We start from the raw sequence: 24,846 nt of genomic DNA, 5'->3' as shown, positions 1-24,846 counted from the left end.
CTCATCGCTCCCTGACCAGCGCCGCGTACGCACCGCCGCGCGCCACCAGCTCCTCGTGCCGCCCGCGTTCCACGATCGTGCCGTGCTGGAGCACGACGATCTCGTCGCTGTCGCGCACGGTGCTGAGCCGGTGGGCGATCACCACACACGCACAGCCGCGCCTGCGGAGGTTGTCCATCACGATCTGTTCGGTCTCCGCGTCCAGCGCGCTCGTCACCTCGTCCAGCACCAGAATGCTGGGGCGGCGGACCAACGCCCTGGCGATCTCCAGGCGTTGGCGCTGGCCGCCGGAGAAGTTGCGCCCGTCCTGCTCGACCCGGCTCTGGATGCCGCCGGGGCGGCGCATCACCACGTCGTACAGCGCCGCGTCCCGCAGCGCGTCCACCACCGCCTCGTCCGGGATGGACGGGTCCCACAGCGCCACGTTGTCGCGGATCGAGCCCTCGAAGAGGAAGACGTCCTGGTCGACGAAGGAGACGGAGGAGGCGAGCGCCCCGCGCGGGATGTCCTCCAGGCGCTGTCCGTCGATGCGGATGACACCCTCCCAGGCCGTGTAGAGGCCCGATATCAGCCGGGAGACCGTGGACTTGCCGCTGCCCGAACCGCCGACGAGGGCGACCTGCTGGCCCGGGCCGACGGTCAGGTCGAAGCCGGTCAGCAGGGGTTTGTCGAGCGGGTTGTAGCCGAAGGTGATGTTCTGCAGCTCGACATGGCCGTGCAGGCGGCGCGTGGAGTCGCCGGCGCCCTGGCGGCCGTAGAGCGGGTCCGCCTGGAAGTTCTCCACGTCCTTCAGACGGGCCACGTCCGCCGCGAAGTCCTGGATGCGCCCGGCCACTCCGTTGAGCCGGGTGATCGGGGCGGTGAAGCGGGTGACCAGCGCCTGGAACGCCACCAGCAGACCGACCGAGATACCGCCCTCCACCGCGCGCATGCCGCCGATCCACAGGATCAGCGCGCTGTTGAGCGAGGCCAGCGTCGGGGCGACCACACCCAGCCAGGCGCTCGGCACGCCGAGCCGCTGCTGCTCCTCCAGCGTGGTGGCGTGCTGCCCGGCCCACTTGCGGAAGTAGCCGTCCTCGCCGCCGGTCGCCTTCATCGTCTCGATCAACTGCAGGCCGGTGTAGGCGGTGTTGGTGAGCCGGGCGCTGTCCGCGCGGAGTTTCGCCGTACGGGTGGCCCGCAGCCGGATGACGACCCGCATGGCGACGATGTTCAGCAGGGCGACGCCGATGCCGACGAACGTGAGCTGCGGATCGTAGGTGTAGAGCAGCAGGGCGTAGAGCACGACCACCACCGCGTCCACGCCCGCCGCCGCGAGATCGCGGGCCAGCGTCTCGGACACGGCGTCGTTGGACTGGAGGCGCTGCACCAGGTCGGCCGGGCTGCGCTGGGAGAAGAACGTCACCGGCAGCCGCAGCAGATGGCGCAGGAAGCGGGCGCTGGAGAGCGTGGAGGAGATGATGCGGCCGCGCAGCAGGTTCGCCTGTTGCAGCCAGGTGAGCACGAGGGTGAGCAGCACACACGTCCCCATCGACGCGAACAGCACGCCGAGCAGGGAGGCCTGCCCCCCGATCAGGAACATGTCGATATAGGTACGGCTCAGCGCGGGCACCGCCGCGCCGACCAGCACCAGGAGCAGGCTGGACAGCACCGCGGCGGGCATCGTGCCCGCGGTGCCGCGCAGCCGGGCCGGCATCGCGCCGAGCACCCCCGGTTTGCGCCCGCCCCTGGTGAAGTCGTCGCCCGGCTCCATCACCAGGACGACACCGGTGAAGCTGGAGTCGAAGTCCTCCATGGGCACGAACCGACGGCCCTTGCCGGGGTCGTTGATGAACACCCCGCGGCGGCCGAAGCGGCGGCCCATGCCGTCGTAGACGACGTAGTGGTTGAACTCCCAGAACAGCACGGCCGGCGTCCTCACCTCGGCGAGGGCGGCCGTGTCCATCTGCATGCCCTTGGCGGTCAGACCGTAACTGCGGGCCGCCTTGAGGAGGTTGCTCGCGCGGGAGCCGTCGCGCGAGACACCGCACGCGATGCGCAGCTCCTCCAGCGGGACATGCTTGCCGAAGTGGCCCAGCACCATCGCCAGCGAGGCGGCACCGCACTCCACGGCCTCCATCTGGAGGACGGTGGGCGTGCGGACGGTCTTCGCCCTGCCCTTGGGGATGGGCCGTTTGGGCGGCGGGGTGGCGCGGCGTCTGCTGCGGGTGTCCTGTGCGGTGCTCACGGCAGCAGCCAATCGACGGGGCGCTGGTCGGCCAGCCGGATCGAACCCGTGGCCACGGTCATGGAGGTCAGGGTGAAGGGCGGCCCGTCCTTGGAGGACCACTTGTAGCCGCTCTTGGTGCCGGAGGCCTTGTCCAGCTTCACCAGGACGGCCACCGGCCTGCCGTCCTTGGTGAACTGCTCGCCGAGCTGGCTGTCCCCGAGGAACGCGGAGATCTGCTGCGCCGACTGCGCGGAGCGGTCCACCGACTTCACATGGCCGCGCAGCACGCCGTACTCCTGAGTGGGCACCGAGGAGACGGTCAGGTCCACGGCGGCGTGCGCGGGGATGGAGGCCGCGTTCTCGGCGGGCACGTACACGGTGGCGTAGAGGGGGTCCTTGGAGTGCGCGACCTTCTCCACCGCGGCGACGTTCGCCCCTGTCTGGATGATCTGCCCGATGGTCGCGGCCAGCGCGGTGACCCGCCCCGCGGCGACCGAGCGGACGACGGAGTCGCCCTGGGACGTACGGACCTTCAGCACGGGGGAGTTGGCCGGCAGCTGCTCGCCCTCCTTGGCGAGGACCGCGGTGACCTGGCCCGCGACAGGGCTTTGCAGGATGTAACTGCCCTGCCCGTGGGTGAGGATCGCGGACGCGCTCACGGTGGAGGCGACCGATCCGGTCACCGCCCACACGGACGCGGCGGCCATGACGACCACGGTCACGGAGAGCGCGAGCCAGCCCTGGGGGCGGGCGAAACGCACCGGGAGGTCGAGCTCCTCCGGTGACTGGAGCTTGGCGAGGGCCTGTTGGCGGAACTGCACGGAACTTTCCCTCACCTGAAAACAACAGGGGACCGGCCCCTGGGAGCCGGTTGCTTTATGGCATCCGTGAGTCCCGGAACCGGGAAACGGCTCCGGGACTCACGACACAAGGTGCGATCAGAGACCGGCGACCAGGTTCGTGACCGGGGCCACGGAGAGGCCGGTGACACCCTCGACGGTGCCGACGCCCGTGTCGACCAGGCCGGAAACCGGGGCGACGCCGTCCACCAGGCCGGTGACGGTGCCCAGGGCGTTCAGCTGCAGGCCGCCGGAGACGTTGTCGAGCTCGGCGTCGGAGATCTCGACGGTCTCAACCTGGGGGGTGGAGTTCATGATGGAACTTCCCTTCATATGGATATTCACAAGGGGGAGCGGTGACCCCTCTGGGGACGGCCGCGACCGCAGGCGCCCAGCGCCCGTTTCCGAAGCCCTGTGCGGCTCCTGCGGTGCGATGGATCAAAGCACGCGGCGGCCGTGCCCTTCCAATCAACCCATGGCCTCACCAGGCAACTTGAGCCCCACAAGCACCGAACCGTGCAGGAGTGCGCACGGCGCGGTGGCGACTTCTTCACACCTGGCGTGCGTTCCGTTCATACGCGTCCTTGCGGCCCGGGAAGCGAATCCGACACTCCCGCCCCAATGACGTACGGGGCCGCGCGGGCTTGTGCAGAACCACCGCGCCCGGTGACTTCGGTGAGTATGGGATGTGCAGATTCCCTGAAGCCAGGATTCAGCGCGGAGTTCGGAACGGACCGTCGCCGACCCGTCGCGGACCGTGTCAGCCCAGCAGTGCGTACACCGTGCTCGCACGGGCCGCGAGTTCGCCCGACTCCGCGTCGGTCATCGTGATGTCGGCGAACGCCATACGCCGGCCCAGCTTGGTGACGACCGCCTCGATCAGGACATCCGAACCGGCCACCGCACGCTGGAACGACGTCGACTGCTGCACCGTCGTCATCGGTCCGTAGGCGCCGCGCGCCCCCGAGATCGCGATCACCGTGGCCGTGTCGGCGGCGGCCATCAGCGCCTGTCCCGACAGGGCCCCGCCCTCCCGCGACAGACGGTCCGACCAGGGCAGACGCAGGGTGGCGCGGTGGTCGTCCAGGGCCTCGACCGACAGGCCCAGCTCAAGGACCCAGGGGGCGAAGTTGTCGGCGAGGATCTTGTCGGCTTCGGCGGTGGTCATCGTCATATAAGGGATTGTTCCCGCTCCCCGCCCGCCGGACGCGGACCCTGGCCGATTCGCGATTGTGTAAAGAGATTGCCTGCAAACGGAATTGAACGCCCCACGTGACTCCTGCGTACCCACTGCCATCCAGGCGCCCCGACAAGCCGCCGACGACCGGCGGCACTGACCCCGTCCTTCAGGAGGTCGAGTAGTTTGAGTCACAAGCGAATTCCGAAGCGCAAGGCCGCGATAGCAGCGGGCGGCGTGGTGGCGCTCGGAGCAGCCGCAATACTCCTGCCGCAGGCGAACGCCAACCAGGACGGCTCCTCGGGCCAGACCGCAGCACCCCAGACCCTCAAGGCATCGGACGCCTCGGATCTCGCCTCGCAGCTCGCCGACCTGCTCGGCGAGTCGTTCGCCGGTTCGTACTACGACACGGACCAGCAGCAGCTCGTCGTCAACGTCATCCCGGGCGACAACAACAATGTGATCGTCCAGGCGAAGAAGGCCGGCGCGGAGATACGCGAGGTCGACAACAGCCTCGCCGAACTGGCCGCCGGCGCGCAGACGCTGAAGTCCGACGCGACCATCCCGGGCACGGCCTGGGCCGTGGACCCCCGGACGAACAAGATCCTCGTCACCGCCGACAGCACGGTCACCGGCGGCAAGTGGGACCAGCTGGAGTCGACCGTCCAGACCCTCGGCTCCGGCATGGCGACCATCAAGAAGTCGGCCGGCACCTTCAAGACGTTCCTCTCCGGCGGCGACGCCATCTTCGCCGGCGGCGCCCGCTGCTCGGCGGGGTTCAACGTCACCGCGGGCGACGGCACCCCGGCCTTCCTGACCGCCGGTCACTGCGGGGTCGCGGCGGCGGAGTGGTCCGACGCGGACGGCGGCGCGCCGATCGCCACCGTCGACCAGGCCACGTTCCCCGGTGACGGCGACTTCGCACTCGTCAAGTACGACGACCCGGCGACCGTTGCGCCGAGCGAGGTCAACGTCGGTGACCAGACCGTCGCGATCTCCCAGGCCGCGGACGCCGAGGTCGGCCTCCAGGTGTTCCGGATGGGCAGCACCACCGGGCTCAACGACGGCCAGGTCCTCGGACTCGACGCCACCGTGAACTACCCGGAGGGCACCGTCACCGGGCTCATCCAGACCAACGTCTGCGCCGAACCCGGCGACAGCGGCGGCTCGCTGTTCACCCAGGACGGCCTGGCCATCGGCCTGACCTCCGGCGGCAGCGGCGACTGCACGGTCGGCGGCGAGACCTTCTTCCAGCCGGTCACCACCGCCCTGGAGGCGGTCGGCGCGACCCTCGGCGCGGGCGACGCGGCGGGCGGCGGCGAGGCCGGCGCGGGTGACGAGGCCGGTGCCGGTGCCGGTGACGAGGCCGGTGCGGGCGAGGAAGCGGGCGCGGGCGCGGGCGCGGGCGAGGAAGCCGGTGCCGGTGAAGAGGTCGGCGGCGAAGCGGTCGGCGGCCAGGAGGCCGGTGGCGAAGAGGCGGGCGGCGAAGAGGTCGGCGGCGAAGAGGTCGGCGGCCAGGAGGTCGGCGGCGAGGAAGCCGGCGCGGGTGCGGAGGACGGCTCCTCCGGTCTGACCGAGACCCACTGACCCACCGCCCCACAACGCCCGACCAGCACTCCACGGACACGGTCCGGCCCTCCGGCGGGAGGGTCGGACCGTTCGTGCGTCCCGGCACGACGGCGAACGCCGGCATCTACCCCCTCGGCCCCTTCCCATGCCCCCACAGCCGAAGCGCGCGGCGGCGTACGGGCTCCAGGAGTGCGCCCCCACGCACCCTGTTGGCCGGTTCTTCGCGCCCGGGAAAGGTGCGGGGCGCGAACAATGGGGCACGCGCTCCTCACCCCATGGAACCGGCGCACAGTGAGTCGAAGGGACCGTCAGTTGATCCGGGTTCTTCTGGTGCACGACGAGTGTCTGGTCAGATCGGTTCTGGCGGAGTGGCTGCGCCGGGAGCCGGACCTCGGGGTGTTCGACGCCCCGTGGCGCAGCGCACCGAGCCGGCTGCGAACCGTGGCGCCGGACGTGTGCGCGGCCGACCTGGAGTGCTCGGACAGCTACGGCATACCCCCACTGCGCGACCTGGGCGCCCGCCAGTCCGAGGCGCCGCCGCCCCGCCTCCTGGTCCTGGCCAGCGCCAACCGGCCGGGGCTGCTGAAACGCGCGGCCGAGGCCGGAGCGCTCGGCTATGTCGACAAGGAGGGCTCACCGGAACACCTGGTGCGCGGTATCCGGCGCGTTGCCGAAGGGAAACGATTCGTCGACGACTCGCTGGGCTTCGGCTTCTTCAGGGCCGCCGAAATGCCGCTGACCAGACGGGAGTTGAGCGTGTTAGGGCTGGCCGCCGAGGGGGCCTCCATCGCGGAGATCGCGGGGAGCCTGCATCTGTCCCACGGGACGGTGCGCAACTACATGGCGGCCATCACCCGCAAGACCGGGGCCCGCAACCGCGTCGACGCGATCCGGATCTCCCAGGGCGAGGGCTGGCTCTGACGGCACGGGCGTCCAACTGCCGACGAGATCCCGGTAGAGCGCCGAGCACCGCATGAGCTCGTCATGCGTCCCGTACGCCGTCTCCCGCCCGTCCATGACCAGGACCCGGTCCGCGCGACGGGCCGAACTCATGCGGTGCGCCACGACCACCAGGGTGCCGCCGGGCCGCTCGGCGAAGGCCCGCTCCGTACGCTCCTCGGCCTCCGGGTCCAGATGGCAGGTCGCCTCGTCGAGCAGGACGAGCGGGGCGTACGACAGATAGGCGCGGGTCAGCGCCACGAGCTGCCGCTCGCCCGCGGAGAGCGCGGTCGGGTCGACCGTCGCCCGCGGTCCGCCGAGCGTCTCGAGCAACGGCAGGAGTCCCACCGCCCCGGCCGCGGCGAGCAGTTCCTCCTCGGGCACGGGGTCCGGTCGCAGGTGCCCGAGATTCTCGGCGAGGGTGCCGGTGTGGACGTACGCCTGCTGCGGGATGAGCACCCGGCACGCGGCCGCCTCCGCCCCGGGCACGGGGTGCCCGCACACCCGGACCGAGCCCTTTGCGGGCTCCAGCAGCCCGGCGACCAGTGCGGTGAGCGTGGACTTCCCGATGCCGCTCGGGCCCACGACGGCGAGGTGGGTGCCGGGGGCGAGGGTGAGGTGGAGGTCCTGGACGACGGGGGCGGCGGCGGGGCCGTAGGCGAAGGTGAGCGAGGTGACGGAGAGGGCGGGGGCTTCGGGCGGGTTGCCGGAGGGGCGGGGGAGCCGGGCGGGCAGCGCGCCGCCGGTCCGCGGCGGCCCCTCGGACGGCTCGCGCGCACTGCCCGCCGTCGCACCGGTCTCCCGCGTGCTGTTGCGGACCAGCCGCCGCACCACGACCACCAGCCGCGATCCGCTCGTCCCCAGCCCGTGCACCAGGTTGCTCAGAGCGGGCAGCAGCGACTGGGTGACGTAGGCGAGGGCGCCGACCAGGGCGCCCGTGGTGACGCCGTTGCGGAGCAGCCAGGGCGCGGTGGCGAGCAGCAGCACGATCGGCAACTGGCCGCCGATCGCGAGGGACACCACGCGCAGCACGCTCCAGCGGGCCAGGGAACTCGCGGCCCGCAGTTCGGCGTCGACCCGGTCCCCGGTGCCGTCGGCGACCTGCTCCTCCGCACCGGCCGCCGTGATGTCCCGCAGCCCCGGGCAGACGGCACCGAGCCGCTCCGCCAACGCCTCGTCGGCGACGAGGAACGCCTCCTGACGGCGGGCCAGCGGCCGCAGCGTCGCCGCGAACAGCGCCACCCCGGCGAGAAGCGGCATCCCGACGACCACGAGGAGCAGCGGGGCGAGCGAGAACAGGCCGACGAGGGCGCCCACCGCGGTGAACACGAACGAACGCGACACCATCACCAGGCCGGCGAACGTGTCCCGCGCGATCTCGGCCTGCTGGGTGAGCCCGGACAGCGCCCCGGCATCCCCCTCCCGGACCCCGCGCGCGACGACCCGCGCCACCAGCCGGTCCCTGAGCGGTTCGACGAGCGCGGCGACCGCGGCGTACACCCGCACCGTGCCGTACGCCCCGACGAGGACACCGATCCCGGCCACGCCCAGCCACACGAGTCCCGTGCCCACCCGTCCCGCCAGGAACCCCTCGTCCAGGGCGCGGGCGGGCGCGTACCCGGTGAGGAAGGTCTGCCCGGTCTCCAGCACGGACCAGGCCCCGAGCCGCAGCACGACCCGCCACCGCTCCCCCAGGAAACGCAGACCGGGACGGAGAACCCTCTGTGCCGGCGGCGCTCCGGCGCCCCCGCCCGTCACGCCCCCTCCCCGCCCGCGAACACCGCCCGGTACCCCGGCATCCGCCACAACTCCTCGTGCGGTCCGACCGCCCGGATCCGTCCCGCGTCCAGCCAGGCCACCGCGTCCGCGCGGGCCGCCGTCGACGCTCGGTGGGCGATCAGCAGCCGGGTGCCGTCCGTGCCGGCGCCCACCAGGGACTCGGTGATCCGGGCCTCCGTCACCGTGTCGAGGCTGGACAGGGCGTCGTCGAGGACGAGGAGGCGGCCGCCGTGGGCGAACGCCCGGGCGAGGCCCAGGCGTTGGGACTCGCCGCCGGAGCGCGGGGCGTCGGCGCAGCGGGTCGCGTACCCGGCGGGCAGCCGGCTCACGAAGTCGTCGGCGTGGGCCGCGCGGGCCGCTTCCCGGATCCGGGCGGGGGAGGGGGAGGTGAGGCCGAGGCCGATCTCCTGCGCCAGGGTGCCGCCCAAGAGGGCGGGTCGTTCGAAGGCGTGGCCGATCGCCCGGCGCAGCTCGTCACGGGTCAGCTCGCGCAGCGGCACCCCGTCGAGCAGGACCTCCCCGGCGTCCGGGTCGGCGAGGCGTCCGGCGAGCGCCGCCAGCAGCGACTTGCCCGCGCCGGACCGGCCGACCACGGCGAGGGTCGTGCCGCCGGGCACGACGAGGTCCACGCCGTCGAGCACGGCCCGTCCGCCGCGCCGGGCGGTGACACCGCGCAACTCCAACCGGCCGGGTCCGGAGGGCAGTCGGCGTTCGCCGTGCACGGCGGCGGGCTCCGCGAGTACCTCGGTGAGCCGTCCGGCGGCGGCCCGGGCGCGGGCCAGGCTCGCGAGCTGTCCCACCAGGGCGCCGACGCCGGTCGCGAGCACCGCGTAGCGCGAGGCCGCCAGCACCTCGCCCACCGTCAGCCGGTGCCGGGCGAGCAGGACACCGGCCACCGCGACGACGCCGAGCTGGAGCAGCGGTGCCACGGCGACGGACTGGCCGGCCGCCCGGCCCTGCACCCGCCACATGCGATGCCCGGCCGAGGAGAGTTCGGGCAGCGGTCGCAGGATCCGCGCCGTCTCGCGGTCCGCCGTCCCGGCCGCCGCGATCGTGCGGTGTCCGCCGACGGCCTCGGAGAGCGCCGCCGCGATCCGCCCCTGCGCCTCCTGGTAGCGCGTCACGCATTCCCGGGTGTCGCGGGCGAAGGCGCGCAGCAGCAGCGCCAGGACCGGTGCTCCGGCCAGCCATACGGCCGCGAGCCACGGATCGATCAGAGCGAGGGTGACCAGGCCGCCGACCGGTCCGGCCAGCGCGGAGAACAGGGCGGCGCGGGAAGTCGGCGCGGTACCGGCCTGCGCGGCGTTGCCGACGAGCCGGGCGACGAGATCGCCGGGCCCGAAGCGGGCGGCGGCGCGCGGTCCGACGGCCAGGACATGAGCGGTGAGGCGCCGGCGCAGCCAGGCGGTGGTGCGGGCGTCGACCGTGCCGCCGAGCACGGTCTCGCAGGCGTCGAGGAGAGCGATCAGCAGGACGAGTGCGGCGCAGTACAGCACCCAGCGGGTCGCCGGGTCGTGCGCGAGGAGCAGGTCCAGGGTGCGGCCCAGTGCGGCGGGCAGCAGCAGAGCGGCGCCGGTCGCCGCCGTGCTCGCCAGGCACAGGGCCAGCCAGCGGGCGGGGGCCGGACCGAACGGCCCGTGCAGCGTGCCGACGTTCTCAGCCATGTCACCCCTCGATGTGCGGGGCTCCGGGCGGCCTCTCCCTCGCGGGAGCGGCCGCCCGGAGCCTGGATACGCAGGGTGCTCGTCAGAGACAGAGCGTGATGCTCGCGGCGCTGACGCAGGACAGCAGGCTGAGGGTGCTGTTGCCGCCGCCGGTGAGCTCGTCGGACTCCATCGTCTGCAGGTCGAGAAGTGCCATGTCGCTTCCTTCCATCGGTGTCGTCCACCCGTGGGGACGGGGTTGGGTCACGGCTCCGTCAGTTCGCGGGACCGTGCTGTGGGGGCCGCCCGAGCGGCGGCAGGAACGGCAGGTGCGTGTGCGTACCGCTGTCGAGGGCCGCGCCGAGCGCGAGCAGGCACCCTGCCGTTCCGGTGCCCAGGTCCATCGACAGCCGCATCATCTGGTGTCCGGGGAAGGCCAGTTGGCCCTGGTAGTCCATCGCGAACCAGCCGAGCCCGGCGATCTGCCCGGCGAGCCGAGTGTCGCCGGTGCGGGCGAGGTGCAGGATCAGTCCGGCACGGCCCTGGAAGAGGCCGGGTTGCACATAGAAGCGGCAGGTGGCGGCCGTCAGGATGCCGTCCCGGGCGTGGACGAACTCCTCGCCGGGGCCGTCGGCGTGGGCGAGGTAGTCGTCCAGGACCATCCCGATGCCCGCACTGCCGTCGCCGAGATACGGCAGCGTGCGCCAGCCCTCGTCGACCTCCATCGCACCGCCCTCGCGGGTCGCGCAGCACTCCAGGTCACGCCGCAGCGCCACCTCGGCTGCCGCCAACAACCGCTGCTCACCGGTGCGTTCGTACTGCCGCAGCAGGAACAGCGCGGCGCCGCTCGCACCCCGCAGCAGCCCGGCCCGTCGCCGCCGGGGCGTGTCCGGGGGCGGCTCCGCGAGACGACGTACGAGGATGTCGGCGGTCTCCGCGGCCCGGTCCCGCAGCTCCGCCTCGCCGGTCGTGCGGGCCAACTCGCCCAGCACCAGGCCGAGTCCGGCCAGCCCGCCGTGCAGGTCGGAGGAGAGGTTCTGCCAGCGCTCGGCGAGGATCGAGTCGGTCAGGTCGAGGGCGCGCTGCCGGTGCCCGAGCCGGTCCAGGACGTGGGCGACGCCCGCGAGCCCGTCGTAGAGGCCCAGCGGTGTGCCCCTGGGCGGCGGCGCGGTGCGGGCCAGGAGCCAGCGTTCGCCCTCCTCGTACCGCTCGGCGCCGATCGCGTCGAGCGCGTACAGCACCCCGGCCGCGCCGTGCGCGAGGCCCAGGCCGCCGCCGTCGGAGAACTGCGCGATGTCGCCGGGGAAAGAGCCGGTCCTCGCGCTCTGGGGTGGCCGAGGCGAGGATCGCCTTGACCATCGAGTCGCGGCTGAACGGCCAGTCGCCGGGCTCCACGTAGGACGGGGCGGGCACCGGCGTCTCCCGGGTGATCTCCGCGACCGCCTCGTCGAGGAACTCGCGCGGTACGTCCGGGAACTGACGGGAGATCACCTCCGCCAGATGGGCCGCCTTGCCGCGGTCGACCACGAACAGCGTGGTGACCGGCAGGAACAGCGCGAGCCGCAGACACGCCAGCGCGTACCGGTCGACGTCGATGCCGGTACGGTCCGGCGGAGCGAAGAATCCGGGGTGGGCGACCACCTGGCGGCCGTTCTCGCTGACGGGCGCGGCCGCCTCGAAGTCGAGCAGGGACACCGACTCCTCGTCCGGGCCGACCATGATGTTGAAGACGTGCAGGTCGTTGAAGACGATCCCGCGCGCGTGCACCGCCGCCACCGCCCGCTCCACGGCCCCGTGGACGCGCACCGCCCACGCCGTGTAGTCCGCCACGGCCTTCGGATCCGGATCCGGGGTGAGCAGCGGGTGCCGCTCCGCGAAGAACGAGTTCAGCGGGCGCCCTTCCAGGAAGTCCATGACGAGGAACCGGTGGTCGCCGAGCGTGAACCAGTCCCGCACCTCCGGCACCACACCCGTCCCCGCCACCTGTTCCAGGGCGTACTTCTCCCGCTCCAGCCTCGAGATCGCGTCCGCCCCGTCCGCGGCCAGCCCCGCGTGCGGCCGCCCCTCCTTGAGGACGACCTTGCTGCCGTCCCGGGTGTCGGTGCCCGCGTACACCCCGCCGCCGTTCGAGAAGTGCAGCGCCTTCTCGATCCGGTACGGCAGGTCGCCGACCGTCGTCGTGTTCCGCGCCGCCAGATGCGGCTCCAGGAACGCCGGCAACGTCACCCACTCGGGCACCTGGAAGGACGGCGCCCGCCGGTCGGGGATCAGCTTCCCCGCACCGTCCCGCACCGCGGGCACCAGCGAACCCCGCTCGTCGACCACGAAGGTGCGGGCGAACGCGCCGTAGCGGACATAGAGCGGGCCGTCGTACCAGCGCAGATCGGTGAGGATGTAGGGCCCCTCGAAGCCTTCGAGGAGCTTGCCCAGCTCACGCAGGACGGTGTGCAGCTGCTCCTCGTCGGCCGGGTAGATCGTGACGAACTTGCCGCTGGTGTCGCGGCCCGCGTACTTGGTGTTGCGCAGGTGCAGCAGATGCGGTCCCGGGACGAACTTGAATGCGATCCGCCGCGGCACGCAGTAGTCCCACACGATCGCCGCGATCCGCTCGGCGTTCGCCCGGGTGGCCGAGGCGTGGATCTTCCAGCCCTGGGCCGGCCCCGGCGCGGGGGCGCCGTCCGGGCCGAGCGGTGTCAGCGCCAGCCAGTCGCCGATCCGCGAGGCGTCCCAGCCGCCGGGCACCTCGCGGCGCGCCGTCTCGTACTGGGGCGCCGCCTCGGTCACCCCCGCGGACAGCCGGTCCGGTGTCTCGTAGAAGTGCCGGTCGGCGAGCGCGTACACCTCGTACCGCTTGTCCATACGACCCCCTCCGTGGCCCGGCATCGAGCTTCCTGCGGGGACGGCGGGCACGGACAGTCATGCCTGTCACGAGCTCACCGTGCGAAACGCATGGGTCAAGACTTGTTCGGTGGGTTTCGAGCGTGACCACGCCAGAGCCACCGCGGGAACTCCGCGGAACGGTCACAGGGGCTGCGCGGGTGTCTCATAAGCGCTGTAATGGCGGACGTGGTCAGTGAGGGCGCTGCGGGACGCAGAACGGGAACCCCGCGTGCCGAAATCGCCCTCAAAGCGGTCACGGCCGATCCGGGCTCACCCGAGCGGCTGCGGCGCGTCCTGGAGCAGGTGCTCGTCTTCGCCAGGGCCTCCTTCGCCGGCGTGTACAGGCCGAGCCTGGACGGCGAGCTGCTGTGCCTGGCGGAGTCGGTCGGAGTGCCGCGGACCCTGTACGGCGTGCGCGACGGCTATCCCGCCTCCGGAAGGTCCCCGGTGGCCGACGTCCACCGCACCGGCAAGGCCGCCTGGCTCGGCCCCGAAGAGCTCGCCGAGGCCGCCGAGTCGCGGCGCACCCCGGCGGGGGACTTCTGCCTCGCGGCCCTGCCCGCCCGCGGGGACGGCGGCGGGGGCTGTCTGGTCGCGGTGAGCGAGCACCCCGAAGGCTTCGACGCCGACGACCGCGCATGCCTGGAACTCATCGCCGACGCGGTGGCCTACTCCGCTCCGGCCCGGCCCGCCGAGGGCGAGGAGCTGCCCGCCAACGCCTTCACCCTCGCCATGGACACCGGACGCGTCGAGGTCGGCGTCGACATCCTGGAACTGTTCCGCATGGGCCGCGAGGACTTCGACGGCCGGGTCGAGACCCTGCTGGCGCTGACCGTGCCCGAGGACCTGCCCTCCCTGATGTCGGTCGTCGAGGCCGACCACATGTCCATCGGCGAGCGCGAGCTGGAGTTCCGGGTCCTCCAGCCCACCGGCCCACCCAAGTGGCTCAGACTGCGCGGCCGCCTCCTGCCGGGCGGCGAGGGCCGGCCCGCCCGTCTGGTGGGCACCGTCGCCGACGCCTCCACGCTGCGTTCCGACGTCACCGACGTGGCCCGCGTCCAGCGCCTGGCCGCCGCCCTGGCCGCCGCCGGCACCGTCCGTGACGTCAGCCAGGCCGTGGTCGCCGCCCTGCGCAAGCCCCTCCAGGCCGACCGCATCGCGCTCGCCGAGCTGGAGGGCGACCGGCTCATCGTCACCGTCCTGGACCCGCCCGAGGCGGAGTCCTGGCCCGAGCTGTGGCGCCTGGAGTGGCGCACCGAGTGGCCCGACGCGCCGGTACGCGCCATGCCCACCCTCGCCGCGGCCCTGAGCGAGGGCCGCGCCCACATCTGGCCCGCCGGCACGGCCCTGGAACCCGCCCTCGCCGAGGTCGGCCCCGGCGGCCTCGCCGTGCTGCCGCTGCCCGGCGGGGGCCGCATGGTCGGGGCCTGTCTGATCGGCTGGGACACCCCGCACGACTTCGGCCCCGACGAACGCGCCCTGCTCACCGCCTCCGCCGGCCTCGCGGGCCAGGCGCTGATGCGCGCCCACGCCTTCGACGCCGAACACGAACTCGTCGGCATGCTCCAGCGCCAGCTGCTGCCGCGCCGCCTGCCCAAACTGCCCGGCGCGGTCGCCGTCGCCCGCTATCTGCCCAGCACCGCGGGGCTCGAGCTGGGCGGCGACTGGTACGACGTGATCCCGCTGCCCGACAACCACGTCGCCCTCGTCATCGGCGACGTCCAGGGCCACAGCGCCGCCGCCGCCACCCTGATGGGCCAGATGCGCACCGCCCTGCGGGCCTACGCCGTCGAGGGACACCCCCCGGACGTCGTCGTCTCCCATGCCAACCGGCTCCTCATGGACATGGAGACCGACCTCTTCGCCACCTGCTGCTATGTCGACGTCGACCTGGAGGAGGGCTCCGCCTGGTACGTGCGCGCCGGACACCTGCCGCCGGTGCTGCGTCACCCGGACGGCGGTACCGAGATCGTCGAGGCCGAAGGGGGCCCGCCCCTGGGTGTGGTCATGCAGGCGGACTTCCCGATGACCCCGCTCAGACTCCGGCCCGGCACCCTGATCGCCCTGACCACCGACGGCCTCGTGGAGTCCGTCGACTCCGACATCGACGAGGGCATGGACCGCTTCGCCCAGGGACTGTCCGCCTCCGACCCCGCCCACCTGGGCCTCGTCGCCGACGCCCTGCTCGGCAACGCCCGCCGCAGCGACGACGTCGCCCTGCTCCTCATGCGCTACGACGGCATGGCCACCCGTCCGCAGCGCGAGAGCTGGACGGTGTGGCGCGTCCCTCAGGCCGTCGGACACGCCCGGCGCTTCACCCGGCGCACCATGCGTACCTGGGGCGTGTCCGACGACGCCCTGGACACCGTGCTGCTCGTCGTGTCCGAGCTCGTCACCAACGCCCTCGTGCACACCGACGGCCAGGTCCGTCTCGAACTCACCCTCGTCAACGACCGGCTGCGCGTCGCCGTCGCCGACTCCTCGCCGCGGACCCCCGCGAGGGCGACGCGTATCGGCTGGGAGGCCACCGGCGGGCGCGGCATCCTCCTCGTCGAGGCCGTGTCGGACGTCTGGGGGACGCTGCCGGTCAGCGGGGGCAAGCAGGTGTGGAGCGAGATCTCACTGGAACGGTGAGTGCCGGCCGGCGCCGACGGGTACCCGGTGGCCGACAACGCCGTGCAGCCGTACAGCAGAAGGAAGATGAACCGCCGTGACCGCGCACATTCTTGAGAAACCCGTCGCCCGCCGGCCCGAGACGGGCTGGGCCAGGGCCCGCCGGCTGCGAGGCCGGACCGTCGTGCGGACCTGGGTGCCGGCCGTCGTGGATTCCGACGGCACGTACCCCGTGCGCCCGGCCGCGGACGGCAACATCGTCAGGGGTGAGGACTGACGCCTGGGGCTGACCACTCGTACGAGTGCACCGGGAACTGATCGAACACATGGCGAGTTGATCGAATACACCCGTGTCACCACGGGCTTTCGGCACACCCAAGCCACAGCGCGAACGGTCCGTTACCGGCGAACCAGACTAAGGTGAACCAAATGAAGGCTCTTGTCCTGTCTGGTGGCGCCGGTACGCGATTGCGGCCGATCACCCACACATCGGCCAAGCAACTCGTTCCCGTGGCCAACAAACCCGTCCTCTTCTACGGCCTGGAGTCGATCGCGGCCGCCGGGATCACCGAAGTCGGGGTGATCGTCGGCGACACCGCCGCGGAGATCGAGGAAGCCGTCGGAGACGGCTCGAAGTTCGGCCTGGAGATCACCTACATCCCCCAGGACCGCCCGCTCGGGCTGGCCCACGCGGTGCTGATCGCGCGGGACTTCCTCGGTGACGACGACTTCGTGATGTACCTCGGCGACAACTTCATCGTCGGCGGCATCTCCGAACTGGTCGACGAGTTCCGCGTCAACCGGCCCGCCGCCCAGATCCTCCTCACCCATGTGCCCGACCCGCGCTCCTTCGGCGTCGCCGAACTCGACTCCGCGGGTCAGGTGATCGGCCTGGAGGAGAAGCCCGAAAGCCCCAAGAGCGACCTCGCCCTGGTCGGCGTCTACCTCTTCACGCCCGCGATCCACGAGGCGGTCCGCGCCATCGAACCCTCCTGGCGCGGCGAGTTGGAGATCACCCACGCCATCCAGCACCTGATCGACCTCCACGCCGACGTCCATTCCACGGTCATCAAGGGCTACTGGAAGGACACCGGCAACGTCGTCGACATGCTGGAGGTGAACCGGACGGTCCTGGAGACCATCGAGCACCGCATCGACGGCGAGGTCGACGAACGGTCCGAGCTCGTCGGCCGGGTGGTCGTCGAGGAGGGCGCGCGGGTCACCGGCTCCCGTGTCGTGGGACCCGTGATCATCGGCGCCGGGACGGTCGTCAGCGACTCCTACGTGGGCCCCTTCACCTCCGTCTCCGAGAACTGCCGGATCGAGGACAGTGAGTTGGAGTTCTCGATCGTGCTGCGGGACTCCTCGATCCAGGGCGTCGGGCGTATAGAGTCCTCCCTCATCGGCCGTCATGTCGAGGTGACCCCGACGGCCGGTATGCCCACTGCCCACCGCCTCGTGCTCGGAGACCACAGCAAGGTGCAGATCCATTCATGAATCTCCTCGTCACCGGCGCCGCCGGCTTCATCGGCTCCCAGTACGTGCGCAGACTCCTCGCCTCGGAGACCCCCGACGCGCCGCGGATCACCGTGCTGGACAAGCTGACCTACGCGGGCACCCTGGACAACCTCGAACTGGACCATCCGCGCCTGGAGTTCGTCCAGGGCGACATCCGTGACGCCGAGCTGGTCGACAAGCTCATGGCCGACGCGGACCAGGTCGTGCACTTCGCGGCGGAGTCCCATGTGGACCGCTCGATCGCCGGGGCGACCGACTTCGTGATGACCAACGTGGTCGGCACCCAGACCCTGCTGGACGCGGCCCTGCGGCACGGCACCGGCCCGTTCGTGCATGTCTCCACCGACGAGGTCTACGGCTCCATCGAGCACGGCTCCTGGCCCGAGACCCACCCGCTGCAGCCCAACTCGCCGTACTCGGCCTCCAAGGCCTCCTCCGACCTGCTCGCCCTGGCCTACCACCGCACCCACGGCATGGACGTCCGCGTCACCCGCTGCTCCAACAACTACGGTCACCACCAGTTCCCCGAGAAGGTCATCCCGCTCTTCATCACCAACCTTCTCGACGGCCTGAAGGTCCCCCTCTACGGCGACGGCCGCAACGTCCGCGACTGGCTGCACGTCGACGACCACTGTCAGGGCGTCGACCTGGTGCGCACCGGGGGCCGGGCCGGCGAGGTCTACAACATCGGCGGCGGCACCGAACTCAGCAACAAGGAACTGACCGGACTGCTCCTCGAAGCGAGCGGCGCCGACTGGGACATGGTCGAGTACGTCGAGGACCGCAAGGGCCACGACCTGCGCTACTCCGTCGACTGGACCAAGATCCACACCGAGCTCGGCTACCAGCCGCGCCACGACTTCGCCACCGGCCTCGCCGAGACCGTCGCCTGGTACCGGGAGAACCGTTCCTGGTGGGAGCCGCTGAAGCGGCGCGTCGCCCAGGAGCACGCATGAAGTGGCTGGTCACCGGGGCCGGCGGGATGCTCGGCCAGGACACGGTCGACGAACTGACGCGCCGCGGCGAGCAGGTGACGGCCCTGGACCACGCCGGGCTCGACATCACCGACCCCGACGCCGTCGACGCCGTCCTCGCCGGGCAGCGCCCCGACCTCGTGGTCAACTGCGCCGCCTACACCGCCGTCGACGACGCCGAGACCGACGAGAAGCAGGCGCTGCTGATCAACGGCGATGGGCCGCGGAACCTCGCCCGCGCCTGCGCCGCCCGGGGAGCGCGCCTGGTTCACGTCTCCACCGACTACGTCTTCGCCGGCGACGCCCGCAGCGCCCCGTACCCCGAGGACCATCCGACCGCTCCGCGCACCGCCTACGGCCGCACCAAACTGGCCGGGGAACAGGCCGTGCTGGAGGAGCTCCCCGAGTCCGGCGCCGTGCTGCGCACCGCCTGGCTCTACGGCGCCCACGGCCGCAACTTCGTCAGCACCATGATCGCGCTGGAGGCCTCCCGCGACACCGTCGACGTCGTCGACGACCAGCGCGGGCAGCCCACGTGGAGCGCTGACGTGGCGACCCGCATCGCCGACCTCGGCCCCCGCATCGGCCAGAACGCGAGCGGTGTCTTCCACGCCACCAGCTCCGGCGAGACCACCTGGTACGGACTGGCCCAAGAGGTGTTCCGGCACCTCGGTGCCGACCCCGGCCGGGTGCGGCCGGTGGGCAGTGCCGCCTACCCGAGGCCCGCACCCCGCCCCGCGTACAGCGCGCTGGGTCATGCGCGCTGGGAGCAGGCCGGCCTCACCCCCATCCGAGACTGGCGGGAGGCGCTGGCAGCGGCCTTTCCGTCCCTGGCGTGACCATCACAGAGGGAGATTCCGGAGCATGTCGATCAAGTCGGCCGTGAAGAAGGCCGTCAAACCCGTCGTCGGTGAGCGTGGCTGGGAGACGCTGCGCAAGGTCAAGCAGCGGACGGTCGGCCCTCAGCCGAAGCCCAAGCCGAAGGCCCTCACGGGTGTCGCCGCGATCTCCGACGACCTGTGCAAGCTGGCCGCGCACTACAAGACCGACAAGTGGGGCGCCCACAAGTACGCGAAGCACTACCAGCGCTACCTCCAGCACCTGAAGAACAAGGAGTTCAACCTCCTGGAGATCGGCATCGGCGGCTACGCCCGAGCCGGTCAGGGCGGTGCGTCGCTGCGGATGTGGAAGGCCTTCTTCCCCAACGCGCAGATCCACGGCGTGGACATCCAGGACAAGTCGTTCGTCGACGAGGACCGGATCACGACCTACATCGGCGACCAGTCCGACCCCGACTCGCTGCTGTCCATCGCCGGGAAGATCGGCAAGCTCGACGTCATCATCGACGACGGCAGCCACCGCAGCCCGCATGTCATCACCACGTTCAAGACCCTGTTCCCGCTGCTCGCCGACGGCGGCATCTACGTGGTCGAGGACACCCAGAGCTCTTACTGGCCCGAGTGGATGGGCAGCGAGGACCTCGACTCCCCGGACACCAGCATGGGCCTGCTCAAGCGGCTGACGGACGGGCTGAACTACGAGGAGTTCGTGGACGAGGACTACAAGCCCACCTACACCGACCGCAACATCGTGGGCGTGCACTTCTTCCACAACCTCGTGATCATCGAGAAGGGCGTGAACGCGGAGGGCAGCAACAAGCGCCAGGCCCTCAAGGCCCGCTACGGCACCCCCACCGCTCCCAAGGCGACGAAGACCTCGTAGGACGCGAGGCCGTGCCCGAGGCATGACAGCAGTGGACCCCGTCCTTCGATCCGAAGGACGGGGTCCACTGCTGTCATGCCTCGGCGAAGCGCCGTCAGTCGCCGGGCCGCCCCGCGCGCAGCCGCTCGTAGTAGGCGGAGCACTCCTCGTACGACGGAAGCAGTCCGGACCGCTCCGCCTCGGCCAGCGACGGCGCTTGGTCGTCCTTCTCCGACAGCACCGGCGCGATCCCCTCGGGCCAGGCGATGGCCAGCTGCGGGTCCAGCGGGTGCACCCCGTGCTCACGCCCCGGCGCATATCCCGTCGAGCACAGGTACACCACGGTGGCGTCGTCGGTCAGTGCCATGAACGCGTGCCCGAGCCCCTCCGCGAGGAACACGGCGTGCCGCGTGTCGTCGTCGAGCCGCACCGCCTCCCAGCTGCCGAAGGTGGGCGAGCCGACGCGGATGTCCACCACCACGTCCAGGACGGCGCCGCGCACGCAGGTGACGTACTTGGCCTGACCGGGCGGCACGTCCGCGAAGTGCACTCCGCGCAGCACACCCCGCTTGGAGACCGAGCAGTTCGCCTGTGCCAGCGACAGGTCGTACCCGGTGGCCTCGCGGAACTCCTCGCCGCGGTACCACTCGTGGAAACTGCCCCGCTCGTCCGGGAAGACCTTGGGCTCCAGTACCCAGGCGCCCTCTATGCCCAGCGGTCGCACGCCGCTACCTCCTGCCGTTCTTGATCCGGGATGTCGCACCGCGCAGCACCCTGCCGAGCTTGCGGCGGACGCGGCGGGCCAGCCGCTCCAGGCCACCGGGGTTGGGCGCGCGCACCGCGCGGACCGTCTCGCCGGTGACGCGCAGGGCGAACGGCAGGACGAGGAAACGCGGTTCGGCCGCCTCCGGGACGGGACTCAGCGCGACCCGCCAGGTGGAGGCCCTGAGTTCGGCCAGGGGCAGCTCGGCCTCCAGCACCGATCCCGAGCCGTCCGCGGCGGGGGAGAGGGTGCCGGGCACGTCCACGATGCTCCCGGAGCCGAGCCGCAGCACGACCTTGCGCTCACCGGGCACATGCAGCGGCAGAGGCACCTGGATGTGGTCGTCGGAGACGGTGACGGTTCCGGGCGTGGCACGGTCCAGGCCGAGCCGTTCGGGCGCGCGGTCCACGGCGAGGGCGAGGTTGCCGTGGGGGTTGGTCCAGTACGGCAGGACCGTACGGCCGCCCGCGAGGGCCGCCTGCGGTGCGGGCCGGTCGTGCGCCGGGGCGGGGCCCAGCCGGCACTCCTTGGTCCAGCCGCCGAGGCGGACGCGGACGAAGGCGTCCCACAGTCCGCCGGCCGGGGGCGCGCCGCCCGCCGCGGTGGCCGGGTCGACCGTCGCCGTCGCCCGCAGCACCAGCCGCACCCGCTCGCCGTCGCCTTCCGGCACCGTCTCCCGGGTGACCTGCACCGACTGGAAGTGCTGCGCGGAGCTGGCGCGCTCGCGCAGCAGCAGGTCGCCGCTCGCCGTGCCGAAACGCGCGACGGAGTCGGCGGACACCCACGCGATGGCCTCGGCGGCGTCCAGCGGCGGACCGCCCGTCGCGGGGACGCCCTGGGCGGGGAAGAGCATCGGCTCGCCGCCCGAGGTGAACTCGGTGCGCAGAGCGACCCGCAGCGTGCCGTCCTGCCACTCGACGCCCTCCGGGACGGCCCGGAGGGCGATGCCGGCCTCCCACTCGGCGAAGGCGACGACATCGGCGTAGCGGTCCGCGGCGATCAGTTCGGCCACGACCCGCTGTGTCGGCGGGAGCCCCGCCGCGACGCCGGGACCGAAGCGCTCGGTGACGGTGGCGTGGATCTCCGTGAACAGAGCCCGGCGGTAGTCCTCGGGCACCGCCAGCAGGCGCTTGCCGCGCATCCGCTCGACCATCTCGTTGCGCAGCCAGCGGCGGAAGAGACGGTCCCGCAGGTCTCCCGGCTTGGTGTACGTCTCGACGACGTCGAGGGCCTCGCGCAGGTTCTTGAAGTACCCCGCCGGTTCGAACTGCTGGAAGCCGGCGTTGGAGGCGTCGTCGCGGCGCACGTGGTAGTAGCACACGTAGTCACTGAGCACGGAGACGTTGTCCGCGCGCAGATACGCCTCGGCGATGAAGACGTGGTCCTCGAGGCGCCGCCGGCCCTCGGGGAAGCGCAGTCCGATGTCGTCGAGGAAGGCCCGGCGGAACATCTTGTGCGGGGTGAGGCTGTCGATGAGCGGAGCGTTCTCGACGGACGCGCGCGGGTGGTTGCGGCGGAACAGCTCGACGGGGACGGGACGTCCCTTGCCGGCCATCTTCCCCACGATCACATCGGCGCCGTTGGCCACGCCGTAGTCGTACATCCGCTCGAGGGCCTCGTCGCCGAGGTAGTCGTCGTTGTCGACGAACATGACGTACTCGCCCCGGGACGCCTCGATCCCCACATTGCGGGGCTTGCCCGACCACCCGGAGTTCTCCTGGTGGATGACATGTACGCGGGTATCCTCGGCAGCGAGCTCATCGAGCCGGGCTGGTGTTCCGTCGGTGGAACCGTCGTCGACGAAGACCACTTCGAACTCGTCGGGAGGCAGCGACTGCCTCTTCAGAGATGCGATGCAGTCCTCGATGTACACCCCGGGGTTGTACACGGGGACGACGACGCTGACCTTGACCGGCATGAGGCTCGGTCCCCCTTGGGTCGCTTGTCGTTTCTGTCATGGTGCGGTGCTTGTGGCCAGATGCTAACCCGACGACACCACGGTTCTCGCTTCGGCCACCGCCTGGATCGCATACCGATCAGGTGAACGTTGACGATCTCCCACCGATAGTCTGACCGCGTGCGTCTGCTCCTCATGTCCGACACGCATCTCCCGAAGCGGGCGAAGGTGCTGCCGGCCCCCCTGCTGGCCGAACTCCCGTGCGCCGACGTCGTGTTGCACGCCGGCGACTGGGTCGACACCGCGACCCTCGATCTGCTGGAGCGCCTCAGCAGGCGCCTGGTCGGTGTGTACGGCAACAACGACGGACCGCAGTTGCGCGCCCGGCTGCCGGAGGTCGCGTACGCCGAACTGGGCGGTCTGCGCTGGGGGGTGGTCCACGAGACCGGCCCCGCCCAGGGCCGCGAGGCACGCTGTGCCGCGCGCTTCCCCGACCTCGACGTGCTCGTCTTCGGGCACAGTCACATCCCCTGGGACACCACCGCCCCCACCGGTCTGCGCCTGCTCAACCCGGGCTCCCCGACGGACCGCCGCCGTCAGCCGCACTGCACGTACATGACGGCGACCGTCGACGACGGCCGGCTCATGGACGTACGACTGCACGAACTGCCGCCGCGGACGGCCTGAGAAGACAGCGGCTACCCGTCGGCGCCGGTCCCAACCCCCTGATTCGTCGGACGCCGGAGGCGTCGCCCCGCTGAGATGGAGGACGTGCTGATCGACACCGCGCTCGTACGCCGTCTGCTCACCACGCAGTTCCCGCAATGGGCCGACCTCCCCCTCGCCCCGGTTCAGCAGTCCGGCATGGACAACGCGACCTTCCGGCTCGGCGACGACCTGTCGGTACGGCTGCCCGCTACGCCCTCCCCCACTCTCAACTTCTTCTTTCGAGCGGGGGACCCCAGGCGGGCCAGGTGCACCGCGAGCACCGCCGGCTGCCCCGGCTGGCCCCGCGGCTCCCGCTGGCCGTGTCCGAACCGCTCGCGATGGGCGCGCCCGGCGAGGGCTACCCGTACCCGTGGTCGGTGTACCGCTGGCTGGACGGCGAGACCGTGACCACCGAGGGACTGACCGACCCGGTCCGGGCCGCCCTCGACCTCGCCGGGTTCGTCAACGCCCTCCAGGACATCGACCCGACGGGCGGACCCGGACCCGAGCAGAACAACGCCTTCCGCGGGGTGCCCCTGGGCGATCCGCGTGACTCGATCGCCGCCGAGGCGCGGGTGCGGCCCAAGCTCAAGGCCCTGCGCGGCACGGGGCTCGTCGACGTGGACGCGGTGACGCGGGTGTGAGAGGCGGCTCTCGCGGCGCCCGCCTGGGAGAAGGAGCCGGTGTGGATCCACGGCGACCTCGCGATCGGCAATCTGCTGAGCCGGGACGGCAGGCTGAGTGCCGATGGGGGCACCTCCCGGTTCGAGCGAAGCCGAGAACTGGGGGACGACTTCGGGACACTGGCCGTCGCCGACCCGGCGGTCGACCTGCTGCCCGCCTACAACTTCCTGTCCCCGCAGGCCCGGGACGCCTTCCGTGAGAAGGTCGGCGCCGATGACGCCACGTGGGCCCGCGCGCGCGGCTGGGCCGTCGCGGGCTCGCTCCCGGTGCCCGACGACCCGTACTTCCAGCAGGACCCGGCCCGCGTCACCAGGGCCCTCGGCCACCTTGAACAGGTGATCGCGGACCACCGCCGGGACCAGGCCTAGCGGCGCCGCCACCGCCGTAGCACCACCACCAGCGCGACCACCACGGCGGCGGCGGCGGCCGCCGCGCGCTTGGCTACCGGCACCCCGGCCGTGCGGAACAGGTCCAGTGGTTCGTCCGCCACCGGCGGTGTCTCCTGCGGCTCGTCGCCCAGTTGCTCGGCCAGGTTCTGTGTGAACCGGCCGATGATCCGGTCGCCCACCTCCGCCATCACCCCGCGTCCGAACTGCGCCGGACGCCCGGTGACCGTCAGATCGGTGCGCACCGACACGGCCGTACCGCCGTCCTGTTCCGTGAGCGTGCCGGTGACGGTCGCGCGGGCGGTGCCCTGGCCGCGGGTCTCGCGGCCACTCGCGATGAGGACGATGCGACGGGCGTCCTCGTCCTGTTCCTCGAAGACGGCGGTGCCCTGGTACGTCACCGTGATCGGGCCGACCTTGACCCTCACCGAGCCGTTCACCGTCTTGCCGTCGTAGTCCTGCACGGTCGCCCCCGGCATGCACGGCGCGACGCGCTCGATGTCCAGGAGCGCCCCCCCAGGCCTCCTCGACCGGGACGGGCACGGTGAATTCGTGGTGCAGTTCCAT

19 protein-coding genes and 3 pseudogenes are annotated in these 24,846 nt (G+C 71.9%); 11 read left to right on the top strand and 11 right to left on the bottom strand.

The window, feature by feature from the left end; all coding sequences use genetic code 11:
- Position 1: 1 nt before the first annotated feature.
- From QF037_RS06650 to QF037_RS06635, 4 genes are all read right to left on the bottom strand, one after another.
- On the bottom strand, positions 2–2,227 hold the full coding sequence (locus QF037_RS06650) for an NHLP family bacteriocin export ABC transporter peptidase/permease/ATPase subunit (RefSeq protein ID WP_307022778.1): 2,226 nt from the start codon (positions 2,225–2,227) through the stop codon (positions 2–4).
- The gene (locus QF037_RS06645) at positions 2,224–3,030 is read right to left on the bottom strand and encodes an HlyD family efflux transporter periplasmic adaptor subunit (RefSeq protein WP_307022776.1); all 807 of its coding nucleotides are present in this window, start codon (positions 3,028–3,030) and stop codon (positions 2,224–2,226) included. Before QF037_RS06645 ends, QF037_RS06650 begins: the two co-directional genes overlap by 4 nt.
- A gap of 117 nt (positions 3,031–3,147) precedes the next feature.
- A complete protein-coding gene (locus tag QF037_RS06640) occupies positions 3,148–3,363 on the bottom strand; it encodes a type A2 lantipeptide (RefSeq protein WP_307022774.1) in 216 nt (71 codons plus the stop codon).
- Positions 3,364–3,808: 445 nt separating this feature from the next.
- Positions 3,809–4,222 (bottom strand): PaaI family thioesterase, encoded by a 414-nt coding sequence (locus QF037_RS06635; RefSeq protein ID WP_307022771.1) that lies wholly within the window; start codon positions 4,220–4,222, stop codon positions 3,809–3,811.
- A gap of 189 nt (positions 4,223–4,411) precedes the next feature.
- Between QF037_RS06635 and QF037_RS06630 the strand changes: the two genes are divergently transcribed.
- Together QF037_RS06630 and QF037_RS06625 are read left to right on the top strand one after the other, a co-directional pair.
- Positions 4,412–5,812, top strand: a complete 1,401-nt coding sequence (locus QF037_RS06630) for a S1 family peptidase (protein WP_307022769.1) — start codon at positions 4,412–4,414, stop codon at positions 5,810–5,812.
- Between the two features lie 234 nt (positions 5,813–6,046).
- A pseudogene (locus tag QF037_RS06625) lies at positions 6,047–6,631 on the top strand (response regulator transcription factor); the annotation flags it as partial.
- Here QF037_RS06625 and QF037_RS06620 read toward each other — a convergent pair.
- The 4 genes and pseudogenes from QF037_RS06620 to lanKC all read right to left on the bottom strand — a co-directional run bounded on the left by QF037_RS06620 (position 6,554) and on the right by lanKC (position 13,014).
- Positions 6,554–8,491 carry an ATP-binding cassette domain-containing protein gene (locus QF037_RS06620; protein WP_307022767.1) on the bottom strand — a complete coding sequence of 646 codons (1,938 nt, stop codon included), beginning with the start codon at positions 8,489–8,491 and terminating at the stop codon, positions 6,554–6,556. The pseudogene QF037_RS06625 and the gene QF037_RS06620 overlap by 78 nt on opposite strands.
- Positions 8,488–10,176, bottom strand: a complete 1,689-nt coding sequence (locus tag QF037_RS06615; protein WP_307022766.1) for an ABC transporter ATP-binding protein — start codon at positions 10,174–10,176, stop codon at positions 8,488–8,490. Before QF037_RS06615 ends, QF037_RS06620 begins: the two co-directional genes overlap by 4 nt.
- 82 nt (positions 10,177–10,258) lie before the next feature.
- Positions 10,259–10,372, bottom strand: a complete 114-nt coding sequence (locus QF037_RS06610; RefSeq protein ID WP_266819479.1) for a SapB/AmfS family lanthipeptide — start codon at positions 10,370–10,372, stop codon at positions 10,259–10,261.
- A gap of 58 nt (positions 10,373–10,430) precedes the next feature.
- Positions 10,431–13,014, bottom strand: a pseudogene (gene lanKC, locus QF037_RS06605) (class III lanthionine synthetase LanKC).
- Positions 13,015–13,212: 198 nt separating this feature from the next.
- On the opposite strand from lanKC, the gene QF037_RS06600 reads away from it, so the two are divergent.
- From QF037_RS06600 to QF037_RS06575, 6 genes are all read left to right on the top strand, one after another.
- Positions 13,213–15,669: a SpoIIE family protein phosphatase gene (locus QF037_RS06600; RefSeq protein WP_307022763.1), complete on the top strand. Its 2,457-nt coding sequence runs from the start codon at positions 13,213–13,215 to the stop codon at positions 15,667–15,669.
- Positions 15,670–15,745: 76 nt separating this feature from the next.
- A complete protein-coding gene (locus tag QF037_RS06595; protein WP_307022760.1) occupies positions 15,746–15,925 on the top strand; it encodes a hypothetical protein in 180 nt (59 codons plus the stop codon).
- A gap of 152 nt (positions 15,926–16,077) precedes the next feature.
- Positions 16,078–17,145, top strand: a complete 1,068-nt coding sequence (locus QF037_RS06590; RefSeq protein ID WP_307022758.1) for a glucose-1-phosphate thymidylyltransferase — start codon at positions 16,078–16,080, stop codon at positions 17,143–17,145.
- Positions 17,142–18,122 carry a dTDP-glucose 4,6-dehydratase gene (gene rfbB / locus QF037_RS06585; protein WP_307022756.1) on the top strand — a complete coding sequence of 327 codons (981 nt, stop codon included), beginning with the start codon at positions 17,142–17,144 and terminating at the stop codon, positions 18,120–18,122. Before QF037_RS06590 ends, rfbB begins: the two co-directional genes overlap by 4 nt.
- Positions 18,119–18,979 carry a dTDP-4-dehydrorhamnose reductase gene (gene rfbD / locus QF037_RS06580; protein ID WP_307022754.1) on the top strand — a complete coding sequence of 287 codons (861 nt, stop codon included), beginning with the start codon at positions 18,119–18,121 and terminating at the stop codon, positions 18,977–18,979. Before rfbB ends, rfbD begins: the two co-directional genes overlap by 4 nt.
- Before the next feature lie 25 nt (positions 18,980–19,004).
- Positions 19,005–19,862 carry a class I SAM-dependent methyltransferase gene (locus tag QF037_RS06575; RefSeq protein ID WP_307022753.1) on the top strand — a complete coding sequence of 286 codons (858 nt, stop codon included), beginning with the start codon at positions 19,005–19,007 and terminating at the stop codon, positions 19,860–19,862.
- Between the two features lie 94 nt (positions 19,863–19,956).
- Here the strand turns inward: QF037_RS06575 and rfbC are convergent, their stop codons facing one another.
- Both rfbC and QF037_RS06565 read right to left on the bottom strand, forming a co-directional pair.
- Complete coding sequence (rfbC, locus tag QF037_RS06570; RefSeq protein ID WP_307022752.1) at positions 19,957–20,565, bottom strand: dTDP-4-dehydrorhamnose 3,5-epimerase; 609 nt, start codon at positions 20,563–20,565, stop codon at positions 19,957–19,959.
- 4 nt (positions 20,566–20,569) lie between these two features.
- Entirely contained in the window at positions 20,570–22,522 is a 1,953-nt protein-coding gene (locus tag QF037_RS06565; RefSeq protein WP_307022750.1) for a glycosyltransferase family 2 protein, read from the bottom strand.
- A gap of 159 nt (positions 22,523–22,681) precedes the next feature.
- On the opposite strand from QF037_RS06565, the gene QF037_RS06560 reads away from it, so the two are divergent.
- From QF037_RS06560 to QF037_RS06550, 3 genes are all read left to right on the top strand, one after another.
- On the top strand, positions 22,682–23,188 hold the full coding sequence (locus QF037_RS06560; RefSeq protein ID WP_307022748.1) for a metallophosphoesterase family protein: 507 nt from the start codon (positions 22,682–22,684) through the stop codon (positions 23,186–23,188).
- A 287-nt stretch (positions 23,189–23,475) separates the two neighbouring features.
- Positions 23,476–23,853 (top strand): phosphotransferase, encoded by a 378-nt coding sequence (locus QF037_RS06555; protein WP_307022746.1) that lies wholly within the window; start codon positions 23,476–23,478, stop codon positions 23,851–23,853.
- A gap of 39 nt (positions 23,854–23,892) precedes the next feature.
- On the top strand, positions 23,893–24,261 hold the full coding sequence (locus QF037_RS06550) for a hypothetical protein (protein ID WP_307022744.1): 369 nt from the start codon (positions 23,893–23,895) through the stop codon (positions 24,259–24,261).
- Here the strand turns inward: QF037_RS06550 and QF037_RS06545 are convergent.
- Positions 24,258–24,846: pseudogene (locus QF037_RS06545) on the bottom strand (SRPBCC family protein). The gene QF037_RS06550 and the pseudogene QF037_RS06545 overlap by 4 nt on opposite strands.

It is taken from the genome of Streptomyces canus (genome assembly GCF_030815415.1).
GTDB classification, from domain to species: Bacteria; Actinomycetota; Actinomycetes; order Streptomycetales; family Streptomycetaceae; genus Streptomyces; species Streptomyces canus_F.
The sequence above is the reverse complement of the archived record's forward strand: the minus strand, read 5'-3'. Positions and strand labels throughout refer to the sequence as shown.